Annotated in this window: 18 protein-coding genes; 16 read left to right on the top strand and 2 right to left on the bottom strand. The window is 62.4% G+C overall.

The window, feature by feature from the left end; translation table 11 throughout:
• The first annotated feature begins 9 nt into the window (after nucleotides 1-9).
• The 3 genes from BHD07_RS10065 to BHD07_RS10055 all read left to right on the top strand — a co-directional run bounded on the left by BHD07_RS10065 (nucleotide 10) and on the right by BHD07_RS10055 (nucleotide 3,866).
• On the top strand, nucleotides 10-759 hold the full coding sequence (locus tag BHD07_RS10065) for an enoyl-CoA hydratase/isomerase family protein (protein ID WP_100673294.1): 750 nt from the start codon (nucleotides 10-12) through the stop codon (nucleotides 757-759).
• A 2-nt stretch (nucleotides 760-761) separates the two neighbouring features.
• Nucleotides 762-2,393, top strand: coding sequence for an AMP-binding protein (locus BHD07_RS10060; protein WP_338279639.1), 1,632 nt, complete (start codon nucleotides 762-764; stop codon nucleotides 2,391-2,393).
• 159 nt (nucleotides 2,394-2,552) lie between these two features.
• On the top strand, nucleotides 2,553-3,866 hold the full coding sequence (locus tag BHD07_RS10055; RefSeq protein WP_338279637.1) for an MFS transporter: 1,314 nt from the start codon (nucleotides 2,553-2,555) through the stop codon (nucleotides 3,864-3,866).
• Nucleotides 3,867-3,923: 57 nt separating this feature from the next.
• On the opposite strand, the gene BHD07_RS10050 is transcribed toward BHD07_RS10055, so the two are convergent.
• The gene (locus BHD07_RS10050) at nucleotides 3,924-4,643 is read right to left on the bottom strand and encodes a GntR family transcriptional regulator (RefSeq protein ID WP_338279636.1); all 720 of its coding nucleotides are present in this window, start codon (nucleotides 4,641-4,643) and stop codon (nucleotides 3,924-3,926) included.
• Between the two features lie 200 nt (nucleotides 4,644-4,843).
• Here BHD07_RS10050 and BHD07_RS10045 point away from each other — a divergent pair, with 200 nt between their 5' ends.
• The 10 genes from BHD07_RS10045 (at nucleotide 4,844) to BHD07_RS10000 (ending at nucleotide 14,262) form a co-directional block, all read left to right on the top strand.
• Nucleotides 4,844-5,677 carry a substrate-binding periplasmic protein gene (locus BHD07_RS10045; protein ID WP_338279634.1) on the top strand — a complete coding sequence of 278 codons (834 nt, stop codon included), beginning with the start codon at nucleotides 4,844-4,846 and terminating at the stop codon, nucleotides 5,675-5,677.
• Nucleotides 5,678-5,747: 70 nt separating this feature from the next.
• Nucleotides 5,748-6,527 (top strand): amino acid ABC transporter ATP-binding protein, encoded by a 780-nt coding sequence (locus BHD07_RS10040; RefSeq protein WP_324765399.1) that lies wholly within the window; start codon nucleotides 5,748-5,750, stop codon nucleotides 6,525-6,527.
• Between the two features lie 9 nt (nucleotides 6,528-6,536).
• Nucleotides 6,537-7,199 carry an amino acid ABC transporter permease gene (locus BHD07_RS10035; RefSeq protein ID WP_338279631.1) on the top strand — a complete coding sequence of 221 codons (663 nt, stop codon included), beginning with the start codon at nucleotides 6,537-6,539 and terminating at the stop codon, nucleotides 7,197-7,199.
• Nucleotides 7,200-7,210: 11 nt separating this feature from the next.
• Nucleotides 7,211-7,876 (top strand): amino acid ABC transporter permease, encoded by a 666-nt coding sequence (locus BHD07_RS10030; protein WP_338279628.1) that lies wholly within the window; start codon nucleotides 7,211-7,213, stop codon nucleotides 7,874-7,876.
• 28 nt (nucleotides 7,877-7,904) lie between these two features.
• Nucleotides 7,905-8,783, top strand: coding sequence for a dihydrodipicolinate synthase family protein (locus tag BHD07_RS10025; RefSeq protein WP_338279627.1), 879 nt, complete (start codon nucleotides 7,905-7,907; stop codon nucleotides 8,781-8,783).
• 128 nt (nucleotides 8,784-8,911) lie between these two features.
• Nucleotides 8,912-10,147, top strand: a complete 1,236-nt coding sequence (locus BHD07_RS10020; RefSeq protein WP_338279625.1) for an NAD(P)/FAD-dependent oxidoreductase — start codon at nucleotides 8,912-8,914, stop codon at nucleotides 10,145-10,147.
• 39 nt (nucleotides 10,148-10,186) lie between these two features.
• A complete protein-coding gene (locus BHD07_RS10015) occupies nucleotides 10,187-11,662 on the top strand; it encodes an aldehyde dehydrogenase family protein (RefSeq protein ID WP_338279624.1) in 1,476 nt (491 codons plus the stop codon).
• A gap of 14 nt (nucleotides 11,663-11,676) precedes the next feature.
• Nucleotides 11,677-12,720 (top strand): proline racemase family protein, encoded by a 1,044-nt coding sequence (locus tag BHD07_RS10010; RefSeq protein WP_338280904.1) that lies wholly within the window; start codon nucleotides 11,677-11,679, stop codon nucleotides 12,718-12,720.
• Nucleotides 12,720-13,487: an SDR family NAD(P)-dependent oxidoreductase gene (locus BHD07_RS10005; protein ID WP_338279621.1), complete on the top strand. Its 768-nt coding sequence runs from the start codon at nucleotides 12,720-12,722 to the stop codon at nucleotides 13,485-13,487. The genes BHD07_RS10010 and BHD07_RS10005 overlap by 1 nt, the downstream gene beginning before the upstream one ends.
• Before the next feature lie 19 nt (nucleotides 13,488-13,506).
• Nucleotides 13,507-14,262 (top strand): SDR family NAD(P)-dependent oxidoreductase, encoded by a 756-nt coding sequence (locus BHD07_RS10000; protein ID WP_338279619.1) that lies wholly within the window; start codon nucleotides 13,507-13,509, stop codon nucleotides 14,260-14,262.
• A 169-nt stretch (nucleotides 14,263-14,431) separates the two neighbouring features.
• Here the strand turns inward: BHD07_RS10000 and BHD07_RS09995 are convergent, their stop codons facing one another.
• Nucleotides 14,432-15,301: a ferritin-like domain-containing protein gene (locus tag BHD07_RS09995; RefSeq protein WP_338279617.1), complete on the bottom strand. Its 870-nt coding sequence runs from the start codon at nucleotides 15,299-15,301 to the stop codon at nucleotides 14,432-14,434.
• Nucleotides 15,302-15,552: 251 nt separating this feature from the next.
• On the opposite strand from BHD07_RS09995, the gene BHD07_RS09990 reads away from it, so the two are divergent.
• The 3 genes from BHD07_RS09990 (at nucleotide 15,553) to BHD07_RS09980 (ending at nucleotide 18,867) form a co-directional block, all read left to right on the top strand.
• Nucleotides 15,553-16,317 (top strand): FadR/GntR family transcriptional regulator, encoded by a 765-nt coding sequence (locus BHD07_RS09990; protein ID WP_100673307.1) that lies wholly within the window; start codon nucleotides 15,553-15,555, stop codon nucleotides 16,315-16,317.
• Nucleotides 16,318-16,377: 60 nt separating this feature from the next.
• The gene (gene kdgD / locus BHD07_RS09985) at nucleotides 16,378-17,283 is read left to right on the top strand and encodes a 5-dehydro-4-deoxyglucarate dehydratase (RefSeq protein ID WP_102763196.1); all 906 of its coding nucleotides are present in this window, start codon (nucleotides 16,378-16,380) and stop codon (nucleotides 17,281-17,283) included.
• A gap of 75 nt (nucleotides 17,284-17,358) precedes the next feature.
• Nucleotides 17,359-18,867, top strand: a complete 1,509-nt coding sequence (locus tag BHD07_RS09980; RefSeq protein ID WP_338279615.1) for an ABC transporter substrate-binding protein — start codon at nucleotides 17,359-17,361, stop codon at nucleotides 18,865-18,867.
• The last annotated feature ends 41 nt before the right edge of the window (nucleotides 18,868-18,908 follow it).

The raw sequence follows: 18,908 nt of genomic DNA, 5'->3' as shown, positions 1-18,908 counted from the left end.
AGGGAGACGATGAACAACACTGTCATCTCCAAGAACGAGGGAGCGGTCGCCTGGGTAAGGCTGAATCGCCCGGAGCGGCTGAATGCGATGAATCGGCAGCTCGTTGACGGGCTCTCCCGGGCGCTCGCCGACGCGGAAGCGGACGAAGGCATACGCGCCGTGATTCTTCATGGCGAGGGCAGGGCGTTCTGTTCCGGCGACGACCTCAAGGATCTCGATGCGCAGACCGCTTGCGAGGCGGATACGCGAGCCTGGGTCGAGGCCATTCAGAACATCACGCTCCAGATCATGCAGTCGCGCAAGATCGTGATTGCGGCCGTGCACGGCTGGTGCGTCGGAGGCGCGCTGGAATGGGCCATCAACTGCGATTTCCGGCTGTTTTCCGAAAGTGCCCGCTGGTTCTTTCCCGAGGTGACCTACGGCTTGTTCGTGACGGGAGGCGTAACCGCATTGCTGACGAAGCAGGTCGGGCCACAAGTGACGAAGGAGCTTCTCATGCTCGGCGAGCGGCACGATGCGAGGAAGGCGCTGGACGTCGGCATCGCCTGGAAGGTCGTCCCGGACGATCGCCTGCTGGAGGAGGCGCGGGAACTGGCTCTGAGGATCGCGGAGCGTCCCGCAGACGCTGTCGCGGACGCCAAGCGCGCCATCAATGCCGGCCTTCACTCAACCCTTCAGGACGCTATGGCACGAGAGACCGCAGCCACGGTTCGTGGTTTCCTCTCTCCGCAGGCGCAGGCAAGAGCAAAAGAGTTTTGACCGTGTCGCAAACAACAGCCACCGTTTCCCGCTCGCCCGTTCCGGGCATGCACGACGACGAGATCGAAGACCGCGTCCTGCCGAAGATCCTTCTCCGTCAGGCCGAGCGTTTGGGATCGGCGCCCTTTCTCGATATTTGCGGGCGCCGGGCAAATTTCGAGGAGATGTTCGATGTCTCCTGGCGACTGGCGAGCGGTCTTCGCATGCTGGGCATCGGCAGGTCCGACCGGGTTGCGATGCTGCTTCCCAATTGCTTCGAACTCGTGGCGACCTGGTTTGCGGTTTCGAACCTCGGAGCCATCGAAGTCCCGAACAATCCCGGTCTGAAGGGCGAACTGCTCTGGCACAATCTGAACAATTGCGGGGCGGGGGTGCTGGTCACCGACGCGCGTGGCGTGATCGAGCTCGCAAGGTTGGAGCACAGGCTGCCGCACCTGCGTACTCTCGTCCTGGTCGGCGTCGATCCCGCCGAAGCGCGTGCGGCCGGCCTGCGGATCGACCGCATCCTCCGCTTCGAGGAATGCCTGGCCTCCCTGCCGGCCGTCGACCTTGCAGGGCTGCATTATTCCGACCCGATGGCGATCCTCTATACCTCCGGTACGACCGGCCCCGCCAAGGGCGCCCTGATGTCGCATCATCATTGCTATTCATGGGCGGCGGCCATGGCCGCCAATCTCGGATACAGCACCGACGACAGCTATTTTTCGGCATTGCCGCTGTTTCATACCGATGCCCAGATGTTCGGCGTCTACTTGCCTTTGATCTACGGCACCCGGGCGACGCTGGTCGAAGGGTTCAGCGCCTCGCGTTTCTGGGAGCAGGTTCGTGAAAGCGGTGCGAGCGCGACCAATCTCCTCGGAGCCATGGCCGTCATACTGATGCGGGCGGCGCCCTGCGAAGGCGACAAGGATAATCCGGTGCGGGTTTGCCAGTGCATTCCCATGGTGCCGGAAAAGGAGGCCTTCGAGCAGCGCTTCGGCATGCGCCTTGTCACTGGTTACGGCCAGACGGAAACCAGCTTCGTGACCCTCGACACGGTGGATGCCACGCGGCCGGGCTCTTGCGGAAAGCCGCACCCCGACTGGGAAGTGGCCGTCGTCGACGAAAAGGACAGGCCGCTGCCGCCGGGCACGGTCGGCGAAATCGTCTCGCGGCCGAAAAAGAGCTGGAGCATGTTTTCCGGCTACTACCGGGCAGACACCAAGACGGTGCAGACTCTGAGAAACCTCTGGTACCATTCCGGCGATGCGGGGGTGATGGACGAGGATGGCTGGCTCTACTTCAAGCACCGGCTGAACGAGGCCATCCGGCGCCGGGGCGAGAATATCTCTGCCTATGAAGTGGAAACGCTGGCCGAAGCGCATCCCGATGTCGTCGAGAGCGCCGCATTCGGCGTCGCGTCCGAGTTCACCGAGGAGGACATCATGGTGGTCGCTTCGCGCCGGCCGGGCTCGACGCTGACGCCGGCGGAACTGCTCGACCATTTCCGCGCGCTGGCGCCGCGCCATATGGTCCCTCGTTACCTCGAGATCACGGACGCGCCGCTTCCGCGCACCCCGACCGAGAAGATCGCCAGGAGCATCCTGCGGCAGCGCGGTGTCAGCCCGGGGACATTCGACCGGGGTTCACGCTGATCCCGCCTCACCGGCGCCCGCTCGGCTTGCCATCCTCCCTTCGATGCGAGAAGTAGGAGCGTATCGAATTGAGCTGCGGCAGCCGACGTCTGTAACCGGCAGCCGATCCACGCGGACTTCTCCGGATTGCGGCGGTCCGCCGAACCGGAGAAAGGGCGAATGACGACAATCACGATAGACGATGCGCTCGACCGCGCCGGAACCGGCGCCTACCAGCGCCGCCTCATCGCCATTTTCGGTCTGGTTTGGGCCGCCGACGCGATGCAGGTGCTGGCGGTCGGCTTCACGGCCGCATCGATCGCCGCCACTTTCGGGCTGTCGGTTCCGCAAGCGCTGCAGACGGGCACGCTGTTCTTTCTCGGAATGTTGTTCGGCGCCGCGGGTTTCGGCAGGCTTGCGGACCGTATCGGCCGCCGGCGCGTCCTGATTGCCACCGTCGCCTGCGACGCAGTCTTCGGCCTGCTGTCGGTCTTTGCACAGGATTTTTCTATCCTGCTTCTGCTGCGGTTCCTCACCGGCGCGGCGGTGGGGGGAACTCTGCCGGTCGACTATGCGATGATGGCGGAGTTTCTGCCTGCTCGCAATCGCGGCCGCTGGCTGGTGATGCTGGAGGGCTTCTGGGCCGTCGGCACGCTCATCGTTGCGCTCGCCGCATGGGGTGCGAGCCTCGCCGGGGTAGCGGACGCGTGGCGCTACATTTTCGCCGTGACTGCACTGCCGGCGCTGATCGGCGTGGGGCTGCGTTTCCTGGTGCCGGAATCGCCGCTCTATCTGCTTCGCCGCGGAAAGACCCCCGAGGCGAAGGCCATCGTCGATCGGATCCTCGTCGTCAACGGCAAGACGCAGCTTGGTGCCGATGCATCGCTGGTGCCGTCGCCGGTGGCGCAGAGCGCCGGCATTTTTTCGGTCGATCTTCGCAAGCGCAGCCTGATGATCCTGGCCATCTGGTTTCTGGTCTCGATATCATATTACGGCGTCTTTACCTGGATGCCTCCGCGGCTCGCGGGCGAAGGCTTCGGGTTCGTTCGGGGCTACGGTTTCCTCGTCGTCCTGGCGTTGGCGCAGATCCCCGGCTACGCGCTGGCCGCCTACGGGGTCGAGAAATGGGGCCGAAGACCTACCCTGATAGGCTTCTGCCTCCTCTCGGCACTTGGCTGCCTTCTCTTCGTGATTGCCGGCACTGCAACGCTGATCGGGGCTTCGCTCCTGATCATGAGCTTCGCCTTGCTCGGCACCTGGGGCGCCCTTTATGCCTATACGCCGGAACTCTATCCTACGGCATCGCGGGCGACGGGAATGGGTGCTGCCGGCGCCATGGCCCGGCTCGGCGGCTTGCTTGCTCCATCGCTGATGGGGCTGGTGGTGGCGCAGAGTTTCGGTCTCGCCATCGGCATCTTTGCCGGCCTTCTGCTCGTGGCTGCCGTTGCGGCCTTTCTGATCGACGCCGAGACGCGCCAGGTTTCGCTGGCCTGAGCTCTCCGCAATGATGTGAGCTCGCTGCGATTCCCGGCGGGTCGGCAGGCTCGTGTTCTACTCTGCCGCCTTACGCCGGCCGAGCGAGACGTCCGTCGTGTAGTTTTCGCGCATGAAGTCGATGAAATTCTGCTGGAACTGCCGCGTATGGGCATGCGCCAGCTCGTCGGCGAGGTCGACGTTCTTCACCCGGATCGCCTCGAGCATCAGATTGTGCTCGTCCGTCAGCAGATATCCTTCATGCGTTCGCTCCAGATACTCGAAATGGAGATGGAGCATCCGTTGCCCCTGGTTCAACAGCCGCTCGTAGAACGCGGCGAGATAAGGGTTCTTGCCGGCCGCGGCGATCGCAATGTGGAATTGCTTGTTCGCCTCCGACATCTGCAGATGATTGCCGGACTTCACCGCCGCTTCAAACTCCTTCTGCCGCCTGGCGATCGCCTTCAGGTCGGCCTCTGTCCGCAGCTCCGCGGCAAGGCGGGTGTTCATGCGTTGCGCGATATCAAGCGCTTCAACATATTTCGGGAAGGATCCGACCTCGATCGGCGCGACGATGGTGCTGCGGTTCGAAAGCGTGACGACGAGATCCTCGCCGGCAAGCCGGATCAACGCCTCGCGAACGGGTGAGCGCGACATGTCGAACCGCTCGGCGAGCGTGTTTTCGTCGAGAAGCTGGCCGGGAGGGATGGTCAGCGCCAGAATCTCGTTCCGCAACGTCTCGTAGACGCTTTTCCAGCCCGTACCCTTTGCCCGTTTCGTCTCTGTTTCCTCAGACACTTACGTCCCTTTCCCGTTGACCGGCTGCATAACGCCAGAACGCGCATCCCTAGACAATGTAATTTTTCCGCTTGACAATGTCGACACAGAGACGACATTAATTTGAATGTCGACACGAAGACGACACCAAAACTGAAGATCGGCTCCAAGCCGGCGAGAGGAACCGCGCGTCACGCGCACGTCAAACAGAGGAAACGACGATGCTTTCGAAGATGTTTTCGCCCGTGCTGCGGGTGCTGCCTGCGCTTGCCTTGATGACTGGACTTTCAACCGCTGCCGCCTCGGCCGAAACCGCCGAAGGCTACTGGCAAGGCGTACAGAAAGCCGGCGTTCTTCGTTGCGGCGCCGCGGTCGCACCGCCCTACGTCATGCGTGACCCGGCTTCCGGGGAATATTCCGGTTTCTTTGCCGATCTTTGCCGCGAGTTCGCCGATGCACTGAAAGTGAAGGCGGAATTCGTGGACACGAGCTGGGACAACATCGTCGCCGGACTCCAGGCGGGAAAATGGGACCTCTCCCTTGCGCTGAACAGGACGCCGGCCCGCGCTATGGCCGTGCAGTTCTCGATCCCCGCGATGGAATATCAGATCTCGCTCGCCTACAATAAGGAAAACCCCAAGGTCCCAAGCGGCGCGACGTCCGTTGCCGACGTCGACAAGAAGGACGTGACGCTGGCCGTCATGTCCGGGACTGCGCAGGACAAGGCGATTACCGCCGCGATCAAGAACGCGACGATTCTCCGGCTTCCCGGCAACGACGAGACACGACTCGCCCTCGTATCGCGGCGCGCAGATATCCTCGTCGATGCCTCCGACACCAATCAACTCTTCACCCAGTCCAATCCCGAGTGGGCGGTTGCGTTGAACCCGACGCCGGCACTGGCGAAGCAAGGCGTTGCATTCGGCATGCCGCATCGGTTGTCGGCGGCCGACGTCGAAGTGCTGAACATCTTTCTCGAGGAAAAGGTCGCGACCGGTCACGTGGATGAGCTGATCCGCAAGGCCGTCGACGAAGTGCTCAAGAGCGCTCAATGACGAGGGCCGGGCCGGGCACGCCACCGTTTGCCCGGCCTCTCATCCCTTCTTTTGACCAGCGAGATCGGCGATGACTATGTCCTTCAGTGCCCCCCTTGTCAAAATCCAGTCTCTCCACAAGAGCTATGGACCGCATATCCAGGTACTCAAGGGCTTGGACATCGAAATGAAGCCCGGCGAAAGGGTCGTAGTCATCGGCCCGAGCGGCGGCGGGAAGAGTACGCTGCTGCGCGTCATGATGGGCCTCGAGAAGATCGACAGCGGTGCGATCAGCTTCGGCGGCAAGCCATACATATCATCGCAGGGAGCCGACAAGAAAACCGTCATCGACACCGAGGTGCGGCGCTCGATCGGCATGGTGTTCCAGCATTACACGCTGTTCCCGCATCTGAACGTCACTCAGAACCTGATTCTCGCGCCGTGCAAGGTGCGCGGCGAGAACAAAGCCAGTGCCACTAAGCGTGCCCAGGCGCTGCTCGAGCGCTTTGGCCTTGGCGCAAAGGCCAATGCCTATCCGGCGCAGCTCTCCGGTGGCCAGAAACAGCGCGTGGCGATCGCCCGCGCTCTGATGCTCGACCCCAAGTTGATGTTGTTCGACGAGGTGACCTCGGCGCTCGATCCCGAACTCGTCGCCGAAGTCGAGCAGGTCATCCTGCAGCTTGCCGCCCAGGATATGCCGATGATGATCGTCACCCATGACATGTGGTTTGCGAAGAACATCGCCTCGCGCGTCATCTTCTGTGCCGGCGGCATCGTGGTTGAAGACGGGCCGCCGGAGCAGGTGCTTGGTTCTCCAAAGGAAGAGCGCACCCGCGAATTCATCGACCGCGTCTTCCATATCCGGCACTAGGAGCGAGCGATGGATTACACGTTCGACTTCCAGTCCATCTCCTTCGGGCCGCTATGGGAAGGGCTGATGGTCACGCTGCAATTGACAGCCGCTGCCAATCTCATCGGCGTCGTGCTCGGATTTCCGCTGGCACTCCTCATCATGAGCCGCTTTGCGCCGGTACGGGTGCCGGCGGTGCTTTTCGTCGAATTCTTCCGGTGTACGCCGGCGATCGTGCAGATCGTCTGGTTCTTCTATTGCGTGCCGATGCTGTTCAACGTCTTCCTCGGATCGATGACGATGGGCATCCTCGCACTCGGCCTCAATCTGATGGCCTTCAACGCCGAGGCATACCGCGCCGCGATCCAGGCGGTCCCACGCGAACAGCTCGATGCCGGCATCGCGCTCGGGCTCAATCCGCTCCAGCGCACCCTCCATATCGTCCTGCCGACCGCGGTTCGGGCTTCGATCCCGGTCCTGCTCACCAATGGTATCGGCATCTTCCAACAGAGCGCCCTGGTCGCGATCGTCGCAGTACAGGACCTCATGTATCAGGCGAAGACGCTCGCGACGGAGACCTATAGGCCGATCGAGACCTTCACGATCGTCGCGCTCGTCTATTTCGCCGTCTCGTTCCCAGTCTCGCAGATCGTCGGCTTTCTCGAACGTCGCCGTCAGCTGATGACGAGTTGAGGAGAATACTGATGGCTCTCGACTTCTCCATCGTCCTCCGCTTCCAGGAAGCCCTTGCGCTCGGTCTCTGGATGACCATCAAGCTGACGCTGATCTGCGTCGTCCTCGGATGCAGCCTCGGCTTCTTCATCGGTCTCGCCCGCGCATCGCGGAGCGGCATTCTGCGGGTCGTTGCCGGCATCTATGTCGAGTTCTTCCGCGGCACGCCGGTGCTGATCCAGCTCTTCTGGATATTCTTCTGCCTGCCATTGATCCTCGGCGTCGAGCTCTCCAATCTCGCCTCGGGAGTGATCGCACTCACCCTCTACATGGGCGCGATCACCAGCGAGACGTTCCGTGCATCGCTGAAATCCATCGGCCGCGAGCAACTCGATGCCTGCGTCGCGCTCGGCCTGCCGCGCCGGGTTCAGGTGACGAGCGTCATCCTGCCCCAGGCGGTGCTGCGCGCCGTCCCGACGCTGCTGTCGAATTGCGTCAGCCTGTTCAAGGAAAGCGCGCTCGTCTCGGCAGTCGGCATGGCCGACCTGATGTTCGTCGGACAGAACATTTCCAACAACACCGCGCGCCCGGTCGAGGTGCTGACGGTCGTCGCCCTCATCTACTTCGTCATTGCCTTCCCGCTGACGCGTGCAGTCACGCTCGTCGAGCGGCGCGTGCTCGCCAAGCTCGCCATCTGAACCGAATTCTTTCTAAAGGAGATATTCCATGAAACTGTCTGGCGTCATGCCCGCGCTCGTCACTCCGTTCGACGCGAACAACAGGGTCGACTTCAAGGCTTTTGAAAAGCTTCTGGCGCATCTGCGCGACGCCGGTGTCACAGGCTGGGTTCCGAACGGCTCGACCGGCGAGTATTTCAGCCAATCCACTGAAGAGCGCCGCGACGTGCTGCAATTGGTCAAGGATTTCGCCAGACCGGGGGAAATTCTGATCGCCGGCACCAACGCGTCGGCCACCCGCGAGGTCATAGAACAGACGGCGATCGCCAAAGAGATTGGCTACGATACTGTGCTGCTCGCTCCTCCGTTCTACACCCGGCCTACGCAAGCCGAACTGATCGGGCACTATGAAACCGTGCTCGGTGCCGTGGACGTAAACCTGGTCCTCTATTCCTATCCGGCCAAGGATGGGTCGGATATCGGTTACGAACTGATGGACCACTTCGCCGACAATCCGCGCGTGATCGGCATCAAGGAAAGCTCCGGGGTGCTGCAGCGCGCAATCGACATCGCCAGTCGCTACGACGGCCGCATTCAACTGGTTTCCGGCTCGGATGACATCGCGCTCGACTTCATGTTCTGGGGAGCAGAGAGCTGGATCTGCGGACCGTCGAACTGCATGGCCAAGGCCTGCTGTGACCTCGACCGGACCTTCAAATCCGGCGATCTGGATACGGCACGTCAGCAGATGAAGACGCTCTTCCGGGCGATGAACATCCTCGAAAGCGGCAAGTTCGTCCAGAAGATCAAATATGGTTGCGAACTTCAGGGTTTGCCCGTGGGTGAGTGCCGCGCGCCACTCGGTCCTCTGACCGAGGATGAAAAAGCCGAGTTCCGCGCCGCGATGGAGCCGATCCTGAACTGCTAGAGCGGGATGACGAAAAGCGTGCGGTTATCCGCCCGCATCCCGCGTCTCAAAGATCATCGTGACCTGAGAGCCGGGGGAGAAATGGAAGTTGCTCTTCGGTTCTCACGCTCAGGATTAGAGGATAGATCGTGTCTCCCATCGCAGTCGTCGGCGCCGGCATCATCGGTGTCACCATCGCCTTCGAGCTTCAGCGCCGCGGACTGAACGTGGTGCTGGTCGACCGCGACGGGCCTGGCAAAGGTGCCTCCTATGGCAATATGGCCTCGATCGCGATCACGGAGTTCATGCCCGCCTCGCGGCCTTCGGTCTGGGCGAAGATGCCGAAATGGCTTGTCGATCCGGAAGGACCGGTGCGCATCCGCCCCTCCTATCTGCCGAAACTCGCGCCCTGGTTTCTTCGGTTTGTCGAAGCGAGCCGTCCGTCGCGTGTGAGGGAGCTGGAGGCAGCAGGGGCCGTGCTGTGCAGCCGCGTCTACGAAGATCTTCTGCCTCTCCTCCGAAGGGCGGATCTTGAGGACATGTTGACCGAGGAGGGCTGCCTCAGCCTCTATGCGGACGAAGCCGAGTTTCGGGCGGACCGGGAGCATATAGAGGTTCTCGAACGCTTCGGCTTTCGTCACGAAATCCTGGACGCGTCCGGGATTCGCGACCTTGAACCCGCATTGACGTCGAAGATCGAGAAGGCGGTTCTTTTTCCCGACAATCGTTCCGTCGCCGACCCTTACAAGCTCGTGGTGAAACTGAGTGAGAAATTCCTGTCGCTGGGCGGCAGGATCGAGCAAGCGGAGGTCCTCGGCTTCAAGCATGCGGATGGTGTCAAAGGGCTGCGCCTCGACGAGGGTCGCTCGCTGGATGCATCCGCGATCGTGCTTTGCGCCGGCGCCTATACAGGCAGGTTGTCGCGACTTCTCGGCGAGCCGATCCCGCTCGAAACCGAACGCGGATACCACACCCAGATCATGGCTTCAGGCATTTCGATGCGCCATTCGGTGATCTGGCCGGCGCGTGCATTCATGGTCACTCCGACTGCCGGCGGCATCCGCGTCGGCGGCACGGTGGAGATGGCCGGCCTCGACGCCGCTCCGGACTATCGGCGGGCAAAGGTGCTCGTCAGGCGGGCGCAGGACGCCCTGCCGGATTTGCGACCTGAGAAGGCCACGGAGTGGATGGGCCATCGGCCGGCGCTCCCCGACACGGTGCCCATCATCGGCCCTTCGGCGAAGCATCCCGGCATCTTCTACGCCACGGGTCACGGGCATCTGGGGCTCACCTATGCGGCGACGACCGCGCGGCTCATCGCCGACCTCGTCACGGGCGCCCAACTCCCGATCGACATCAAACCATACCGCGTGAACCGGTTCTGATTTCAGAACGGGCGGCGACCAGAACGAATGGAGCGAAGAATGCGCAACGGCCTCTTTATCGACGGAAAATGGGTGGCACCGGTCAAAGGCGGAACTTTCGACATCGTCAATCCGGCCACGGAAGAGGTCATTCACAAGGCTGCCGCAGCGAGCGCCGAGGATGTGGACATTGCCGTCACGGCGGCACGCCGTGCTTTCGACAAGGACGGCTGGCCGAAGCTTTCCGGCCGAGAGCGCGCGCGCTACCTCCGGGCGATCGCCGACGGCATCCGGGCACGGCAGGGGGAGATCGCGAGGCTGGAGGTTATCGACAACGGCAAGCCGCTTCCGGAAGCGGATTGGGACGTCGCCGATGCCGCCGGCTGCTTCGATTTCTACGCCGGACTTGCCGAACAGCTCGACAACGATCCGCAGGAGCCCATCGCGCTCGCCGATGCCCGGTTCACCTCGAAGGCCGTCAGGGAGCCGATCGGTGTTGCCGGCGCCATCATCCCCTGGAACTACCCGCTTCTGATGGCCGCCTGGAAGGTTGCTCCGGCGCTCGCCGCCGGCTGCACGGTCGTGCTGAAACCGGCGGAGGTTACGTCTCTTACCGCACTGGAACTCGCGGCGGTGGCCGACGAGGCGGGCTTGCCGCCGGGGGTCCTCAACATCGTGACAGGGGCAGGCTCCGTTGCCGGGCAGGCGCTCATCGACCACAAGGCGGTCGACAAGCTGGCCTTCACCGGCTCCGGTCCGGTCGGTTCGAAAATCATGGCTGCTGCGGCTCGCGACATTAAGCGGGTGAGCCTGGAACTTGGCGGCAAGTCGCCTTTCGTCGTTTTCGACGATGCCGATATCGACGAGGCGGTCGAATGGATCATGTTCGGGATCTTCTGGAACCAGGGTCAGGTCTGCTCGGCCACGTCGCGCGTCCTCGTGCAGGAGCGGATCTATGATCGCCTGCTGTCGCGTCTGATCGAGGAGACGAAAAAGATCATGATCGGCAACGGCCTCGAGGAAGGCGTACTGCTCGGGCCGCTCGTCTCCAGGCGCCAGTACGAGCAGGTGCTCAGGGCGATCGAGGCGGCGAAAGCGGCCGGCGCGACCATCGCATGCGGCGGCAAGCGCCCTGAAGGTTTCGACAGGGGTTACTACCTCGAGCCGACGATTCTGACCGACGTGCCCTTGGAAAGCGACGCGTGGCGCGAGGAGATTTTCGGGCCGGTCCTCTGCATCCGCCCGTTCTTGACGGAAGACGAAGCAATCGAGCTTGCAAACGATTCCCGCTTCGGCCTCGCTGCGGCTGTCATGTCGAAGGACGATGTCCGCGCCGAACGGGTCGCCGCCGCCTTCCGCGCCGGCATCGTCTGGATCAACTGTTCGCAGCCGACCTTCACCGAGGCGCCCTGGGGCGGTTACAAGGAGTCGGGCATCGGCCGCGAGCTCGGCCGCTGGGGTCTCGAAAACTATCTCGAGACGAAGCAGATCACCCGTTTTGCCGCTGGCGAGAAATGGGGTTGGTACATCAGATGACCGGCAATATTTCGATGGATTGGGACAACTCGCTCGACCTACTTCTGGTTCATTGCCAGGGCGAGATCGGCAAGGTGATCGTGGGCGGTGCGCCGGAAATCCTGGGCGCGACCATGCTCGACAAAATGAACCACATCAACATGGTGGACGACAGCCTCCGCCGCTTCGTGACCTTCGAGCCGCGCGCCGGCGTTGCCATGTCGGTCAATCTGCTCGTCGCGCCGACGCGGCCCGACGCCGATGCGGGCTTCATCGTGCTGCAGGCCGACCGCGCTCACCCCATGTCCGGCAGCAATTGCATCTGCGTCGTGACCGCACTGCTTGAAAGCGGACGGGTTGCGATGCGCGAACCCGAAACGATCGTCCGGCTCGACACGCCTGCGGGATTGATCGTCGCACGGGCCGATTGCTTCCAAGGGCGCTGCCTCTCGGTCAGCCTCGACAATGTGCCAAGTTTCGCGGAAGCGTTGGACCGGGACATAGAGACGCCGCGCTGGGGCCGCATCAAAGTCGATGTGGCTTTCGGAGGCGTCTATTACGCGATCGTCGATGTCGACCAAATCGGCAGCGATATCGCACCGGCCAATGCGCGCTATCTGGCCGAGGCGGGCATCGAGCTGAAGTCGTTGCTTGCCGAGCAGGTGAAAGTAAAACATCCGGATCTCCTCGGGGTCGATGAGATCGCCTATGTGATGTTCCGCGGCCATGAGCCTGACGGGGTGGTTCGCACATGTACGACACTTAAACCGGGCCGCGTCGACCGGTCGCCGTGCGGCACGGGAAGCTCGGCAAACCTTGCGACGCTCTATGCGCGCGGTGAAGTTGTCGTGGGAGACCGGCGGACGTCCCGTTCGATCATCGGCGGCGAATTTGTTGCCGAAGCGATCGGCATCACGGAAGTGGGCGGGCATCCCGCGGTGCTGCCCCGGATCACGGGGCGCGGCTGGGTCTACGGTCGCGAACAGCTCCGTATTTCCGATGAGGACCCCTTCAAGAATGGTTTTGCACTCTCTGACAGTTGGGGACCACAGGTTCACTTGCTGACGGAGGAAGAATGATGGCCGACGAACCGGAGTCGCTCGACGGCCAGAGAGTGCTCGTGACCGGAGCCTCCGGTGGCATTGGCGCATCGATCGTCGAACGCCTCGCTGCCGAAGGCGCCCGGCCGTTGATCCACTACGGTAAAGACAAAGCCGCCGCCGAGGCGCTTCTTGCCCGCATTTCCGGGCGCGGCATCATCCTCCAGGCTGACCTGTCCCATTCCGAAGGCCCTTTCGAACTTTGGCGCAAGGCCGAAGAGGCGGTCGGGCGAATACACGCCCTGATCAACAATGCGGGCATCCGCACCGAGATATCGATCGACGCCGATCCCACAGCCTGGAAGGCGGCCTGGCAAAGGGAGTTTCAGGTGAACTTCTTCGCAGCCGCAGATCTCTGCAAGGAGGCGCTCAGGCATTTCAAGGCGAATGGAGGTGGCCGAATCATCAGCATGGCGAGCCGGGCAGGTCAGCGCGGCTACGCCGCCGACGCCATGCCGTATGGTACCACGAAAGCGGCACTCGTGAACCTCACAAAGTCGATTGCCCGCAGCTTCGGCCGGGACGGCGTCGTCGCCATCGCCGTCGCTCCCGGCTGGGTGCGTACCGGCATGGCCGAGGATTTCGTCGCCCAGTACGGCAAGCAGGCGGTGGTCGCCGACATTCCAATCGGCGAAATGGCGGAACCGACCGAAGTGGCCGAACTGGTCGCATTCCTGTTGCGCTCGTCGCAATCGTCGCTGAACGGGGCGACGCTCGACGTCAACGGCGGCAGCTACATCCGATAAGAGAGTTTAGGAGCTGGGCATGAAGAGGTTCCAAGGCAAAGTCGCCATTATCACGGGCGGAGGCGGCGGCATTGGCTCTGCGGTCTCGCGCAGGCTATCGGACGAAGGCGCATTGGTCGTCGTCTCCGACGTAAACGCCGATGCGGCGGACGACGTCGCGGCGGAGATCGTGGCGGCGGGCGGCTCCGCGATCGCAATCGCCGCCGACATCGCCCGGAAGGAGCCATGCTTCAGCCTCATTGCTCAGGCTTTCGATCAGAGGAAGCGCATCGACATTCTCGTCAACAACGCGGGCATCAACCGGCGCGGCAACCTCCTGTCGCTCACGGACGACGACTGGAATGCGAGCTTCGCGGTAAACCTCGATTCGATGTTCCACCTATGCCGCGCAACCATCCCGCACATGATCGATGCCGGCGGCGGCGCGATCGTCAACACCGCCTCGCAATGGGGCCTTTACCCGGCACCAGATCACATCGCCTACAACACGACCAAAGCGGCGGTCGCGGCGTTCACGCAGAATCTGGCCCGGGACTATGCTCCGCATAAGATCCGCGTCAACGCCGTGTGCCCCGGCGAGATCCACACGCCGATGCTCGAAGCGGGCGTGAAGCGATCAGGACGAACCATTGCCGACCTCGACAAACTCGTTCCCTTCGGGCGGATCGGAAAACCAGAAGAAGTGGCAGCCCTCGTCGCTTTCCTCGCATCAGACGAGGCCGCCTTCATGTGCGGCTCGCTCGTTGAACTAACGGGTGCGCAGGCCGTGGCATAGAGCACTTCCAGGAAGAGGGTGTAACGTCGATGGCCGGGCAATCACCTCGACCAACTCTCCGGCTTCCAAGTGCCGTTTGACCTCGTATGCGATGCACGCTTCGGCGCCGTTGGCGACAACGCGCGCAGCGTCCGGGAGTTCGGCGTCACACACAGACAATGCTACCGATTCAGGTGCTTTTTATCTTGCCGTTCATTCCATTGGGGTAAAAGCCACCCTTGCTGACGCCTTCCTTGTCGGAGAGATAAACGATGCGTAGCACCTCTTGCGGGGTTCGGGTGAACGCGATCGCATCCGGCGTCGAGGGAACGATGTTGGCCTTGCCATCCATCTGAATGCCCTGATCCTTGTCTTCCGCGCCATCAATTTTATCCCGTGCGTCGGATACCGCTTGCGCGGCCTTCCAGGCTTCTTCGCCCTTTCGGTAAAGGGTGGATCGCGCCATGCCCATGTGATAGGCCTCGACTGCCAGGATGCCGGCGGCGGCGGCGAGAAAGTCCTTGTTCTTGAGGACGGTGGCTGCTCCGGCATAGGCGGTAACGCCAACATCTTCGAATAGCATGCCGCCGAGCACGAAGTTCGTCTCATTACCGAACGGATCAAAGTCCTCGCCGAGCCCCGCCGCTTTCGCGACCGCGGCGAAGCCGGCGTCGAAATCAATGGCCGGCCTCGGCACAGCCTGATCTGCGAGCGTCTTGCGATAGAATCTGACGTGCGCAAGTTCGTTTTCCGCAACCTCCCGCATGAACGCGCCAATCGCAGGGGTAGCGAAGGAGACTTGCTTGCCGCCGGTCACCGGGCCGGCGTCAGAACCTGCATCGGAATCATCGACTTTGCCAGTCGTGCCACGCAGGTAGTACTCAGCTTCCATGTATTCGAGGTTGAGCGCAAATTGGAATATGTCCTCGTCCTCGACGTCACTCGGCTCGTCGGCCTGCGATATCGAGGGGAAGCCTGCGGTTGAAACGAGCGTCGCCCCGAGGCCAAGCTGCAAAAGGCGGCGGCGCGGAAGGAAAATTGATGGCAGTGCACGGATCATGGCTTCCTCCTTGAAGCCCGCCCGGCGTCAGTCTTGGCTCCTCAGGTGCGGGCCAACTCTATCGAACCTTGCACGAGGCGAAATGTTCCGGAACATGCTTGCTGTCGCCCCTTATCCGAATTCGTTTCAGGCTTGCTGCATCGCGTCCGCGCGTAACCGGTTCGAAATCTGCTGTACCGCCGCTCGATAATCCCATAAGATGTCTGCGACAACTAACAGTCGTAGTCATATGATGATTTTAGATGCGGGGTATGGGAATATTCATGCCGAGTACGAAAAAGGGAGGCGCTCGCCCGTCGCTGTCCTCGCAGGTGGCAGACGCCATAAAGGCGCAGATCGAGGCGGGATACTATGCGCCGGGCGACAAGTTGCCGACCGAGCCGGCTTTGATCGACAAGTTCGGCTTCAGTCGGACGGTGGTGAGGGAGGCGATCGCGGCGCTTAGGGCCGATGGCCTGGTGGAGTCGCGGCAGGGGTCGGGCGTCTTCGTGATAGGGCCGCGGCAGAGCGACCCGGGCCTCAGGCTTTTCACCGGCGAGACCGACAAGATTTCCGATATCATCGAGGAGCTCGAACTGCGCATCGGCATCGAAGTCGAGGCGGCAGGCCTGGCGGCGGCGCGCAGTTCCCCGGCGCAGGAGGCCGAAATCCAGACCCAGGTCGAGCGCTTTGCCCATCTCGTCGCCGAAGGAAAGCCCACGGATGAGGCCGATTTCCAGTTTCACATGGCTATAGCGACGGCCACCAACAACACCCGCTTCCGCACCTTTCTGGAGCATGTCGGGCGCCGCATGATCCCGCGCGTGAAGTTTCGCACGGTCATGGGCGGCGTGGATCCGTTGCCGAGCCGGGACGAGCCCATTCTCCTCGAACACCGCGAGATCGCCGAGGCGATCCTCGCACGGGATCCGGACCGGGCCCGGGAGGCCATGCGCCGCCATCTCGTCACCGGGATCAAGCGGTACCGCTCGCTGACGACCTGGCGCCCGAGTGAAAAATCCGGCGAGGTTGATTGACTCATCTCAAAAGTCATCATATGAATTTTCCATCTTAAGCTCGCAGTCGGAGGGAATTCATTGTCGCCTGAAGAAATCAAGTCGCGTGTCGGTTCGGGGCTCTTGTCCTTTCCGGTCACGCACTTCACGTCGGACTACAAGCTCAATCTGGAGAGCTACCGACGTCATGTGGAGTGGCTTTCCGGCTTTGAGGCCGCGGCCCTGTTCGCTGCCGGCGGCACCGGCGAGTTCTTTTCGCTCTCGCCGAACGAAGTGGGCCAAGTCACCCGTGCGGCCAAGGACGTATCGGGCGAGGTGCCGATCATTGCGGGTTGCGGCTACGGCACGTCCCTTGCCGTCGAGACGGCGAAGATCGTCGAGGAGGCGGGTGCCGACGGTATTCTCCTGCTGCCGCACTACCTGACGGAAGCGCCGCAGGAAGGCATCTATGCCCATGTGAAGGCCGTCTGCGATTCGACGGGCCTCGGCGTCATTCTCTACAACCGCGCCAATTCGGTCGCCAACGCCGACACGGTCGCGCGCCTTGCCGAGGCCTGCCCCAACCTGATCGGCTTCAAGGACGGCACCGGCAAGGTGGACCTCGTGCGTCATGTGACGGCGCGGCTCGGCGACCGGCTCTGCTATATCGGCGGCATGCCGACCCATGAGCTCTTCGCGGAAGGCTTCAACGGCGTCGGCGTCACGACCTATTCGTCGGCGGTTTTCAATTTCGTGCCGGAACTGGCGCAGCGCTTCTACCGGGCCATGCGTGCCGGTGACAAGGCGGTGATGGAAGGCATTCTTCATACGTTCTTTTTCCCCTTCGCGGCCCTGCGTGACCGCAAGGCCGGCTATCCGGTTTCGATCATCAAGGCGGGGGTGGAGCTTGCCGGTTTTGCGCCGGGCCCGGTTCGCCCGCCTCTGGTCGACCTGACCGGCGAGGAGCGGGAGATCTTGCAGGGGCTGATAGAGGCATCGCGCCGCTGAAAAGAAACATCGGGCCGGGCGCCAGGAGGATGGCGCCCGCCTTAAACGTCGTCGTTCCAACTGGGGAGGAGTGCAATGGGAAACAAATCTGTTCGCGTCATCGCGGGCGCAATGGTGGTGGCCGGCTGGGCCGGCTGCGCCGGCGCGCAGAGCGCCTCGGAAATCAAGATCGTCCTGCCTGAACAGCCGGCCAATCTTGAGCCCTGCGGCACCATCATCACCAATGTCGGTCAGATATTGAGCCGCAACGTCGTCGAGCCGCTGACCATCGTCGATCCGAAAAGCGGTCAGCCGACACCCGGTCTTGCGACCGAGTGGAAGCAGACCGATCCGAACACCTGGCAGCTCAAGCTGCGTCAAGGAGTCAAGTTCCAGGACGGAGCCGCTTTCAATGCCGAGGCGGTCAAATTCTCGATCGAGCGGATGACCGGCGGCAAGCTGACCTGCAGCAACATCGCCAAGTTCGGCGATGCCAAGCTGACGGTCACGCCGATCGATGACCTGACGGTCGAGATCAAATCGGACAAGCCGCAGCCGATTCTGCCGACGCTGCTCAGCGTGGTCATGATCGTCTCGCCGAACACGCCGGCGGACAAGGCTGTGAACGACCCGGTCGGAACCGGGCCGTTCAAGCTTTCGAGCTTCACCCCGCAGACGGTCGTGCTGGAAGCCTTCGACGGCTACTGGGGCGAGAAGCCGGCCATTGCCAAGGCCAGCTATGTCTGGCGCCCGGAATCCTCGATTCGCGCCGCCATGGTGGAGACCGGGGAGGCCGATCTGACACCGTCCATTGCGATCCAGGATGCTACCAATCCGGAAACGGACTTCGCCTATCTGAACTCCGAAACCACCGCGATCCGCATCGATGCCGGCTTTGCTCCGCTCGACGACATCCGAATCCGCAAGGCGCTGAACCTGGCGATCGACTGGGATGGTCTCGCGCAGCTTTTCGGCGAGGACGTACAGCGGGCTTCGCAGATGGTCGTCACCGGCATCAATGGCCACGACGACAAGCTGGCGCCCTGGGCCTTCGATGCCGAAAAGGCGCGCGCACTGATTGCCGAGGCCAAGGCCGCGGGCGTACCGGTCGATACCGAAATCGAACTGATCGGCCGCAACGGCATCTACCCCAACGGTACGGAAGCCATGGAAGCCATGATGGCCATGTGGCAGGATGTCGGCCTGAACGTCAAGCTGACGATGCTCGACGTGAACGATTGGCTGCGCTACCTGCAGAAGCCTTTCCCGGAGAGCCGCGGGCCGAACCTGCTACAGATGATGCACGACAACAACAAGGGTGATGCTGCCTTCACCGTTCCGATCTTCTACACCTCGGGCGGAAGCTATTCGACCTTCGAGGATGCGGGCCTCGACAAGGAGGTCGCCGATGCCATGGCTGCCACCGGCGAGGACCGTACGGCAAAGTTCAAGGCGATCTTTGCGAAGGTGCATGACGATCTCGCGGTCGACATCCCGATGTTCCACATGATCGGCTACACCCGGGTCGGCAGCCGCCTCGAGTGGAAGCCGGACATCACGACCAACAGCGAGATCCCGCTCGCCAATATCGCCCTCAAAGACTGAGTGCCACCATCCGGGCGAGCGCGCGGCACGTTCGCGCGCTC

Source organism: Sinorhizobium sp. KGO-5, assembly GCF_036245905.1.
Taxonomy (GTDB): Bacteria; Pseudomonadota; Alphaproteobacteria; order Rhizobiales; family Rhizobiaceae; genus Sinorhizobium; species Sinorhizobium meliloti_A.
This window is presented reverse-complemented; position numbering and strand designations above follow the sequence as displayed.

What these genes read in the sequence shown, in the direction of transcription:
- BHD07_RS10015 (WP_338279624.1), top strand. Translation starts at nt 10,187, where the DNA reads ATGCGCAACGGCCTCTTTATCGACGGAAAATGGGTGGCACCGGTCAAA.
- BHD07_RS10065 (WP_100673294.1), top strand. Translation starts at nt 10, where the DNA reads ATGAACAACACTGTCATCTCCAAGAACGAGGGAGCGGTCGCCTGGGTA.
- BHD07_RS10025 (WP_338279627.1), top strand. Translation starts at nt 7,905, where the DNA reads ATGAAACTGTCTGGCGTCATGCCCGCGCTCGTCACTCCGTTCGACGCG.
- BHD07_RS09990 (WP_100673307.1), top strand. Translation starts at nt 15,553, where the DNA reads ATGGGAATATTCATGCCGAGTACGAAAAAGGGAGGCGCTCGCCCGTCG.
- BHD07_RS10005 (WP_338279621.1), top strand. Translation starts at nt 12,720, where the DNA reads ATGGCCGACGAACCGGAGTCGCTCGACGGCCAGAGAGTGCTCGTGACC.
- BHD07_RS10035 (WP_338279631.1), top strand. Translation starts at nt 6,537, where the DNA reads ATGGATTACACGTTCGACTTCCAGTCCATCTCCTTCGGGCCGCTATGG.
- BHD07_RS10010 (WP_338280904.1), top strand. Translation starts at nt 11,677, where the DNA reads ATGGATTGGGACAACTCGCTCGACCTACTTCTGGTTCATTGCCAGGGC.
- BHD07_RS10045 (WP_338279634.1), top strand. Translation starts at nt 4,844, where the DNA reads ATGCTTTCGAAGATGTTTTCGCCCGTGCTGCGGGTGCTGCCTGCGCTT.
- BHD07_RS09995 (WP_338279617.1), bottom strand. Translation starts at nt 15,301, where the DNA reads ATGATCCGTGCACTGCCATCAATTTTCCTTCCGCGCCGCCGCCTTTTG.
- BHD07_RS10040 (WP_324765399.1), top strand. Translation starts at nt 5,748, where the DNA reads ATGACTATGTCCTTCAGTGCCCCCCTTGTCAAAATCCAGTCTCTCCAC.
- BHD07_RS10000 (WP_338279619.1), top strand. Translation starts at nt 13,507, where the DNA reads ATGAAGAGGTTCCAAGGCAAAGTCGCCATTATCACGGGCGGAGGCGGC.
- BHD07_RS10055 (WP_338279637.1), top strand. Translation starts at nt 2,553, where the DNA reads ATGACGACAATCACGATAGACGATGCGCTCGACCGCGCCGGAACCGGC.
- BHD07_RS09980 (WP_338279615.1), top strand. Translation starts at nt 17,359, where the DNA reads ATGGGAAACAAATCTGTTCGCGTCATCGCGGGCGCAATGGTGGTGGCC.
- BHD07_RS10030 (WP_338279628.1), top strand. Translation starts at nt 7,211, where the DNA reads ATGGCTCTCGACTTCTCCATCGTCCTCCGCTTCCAGGAAGCCCTTGCG.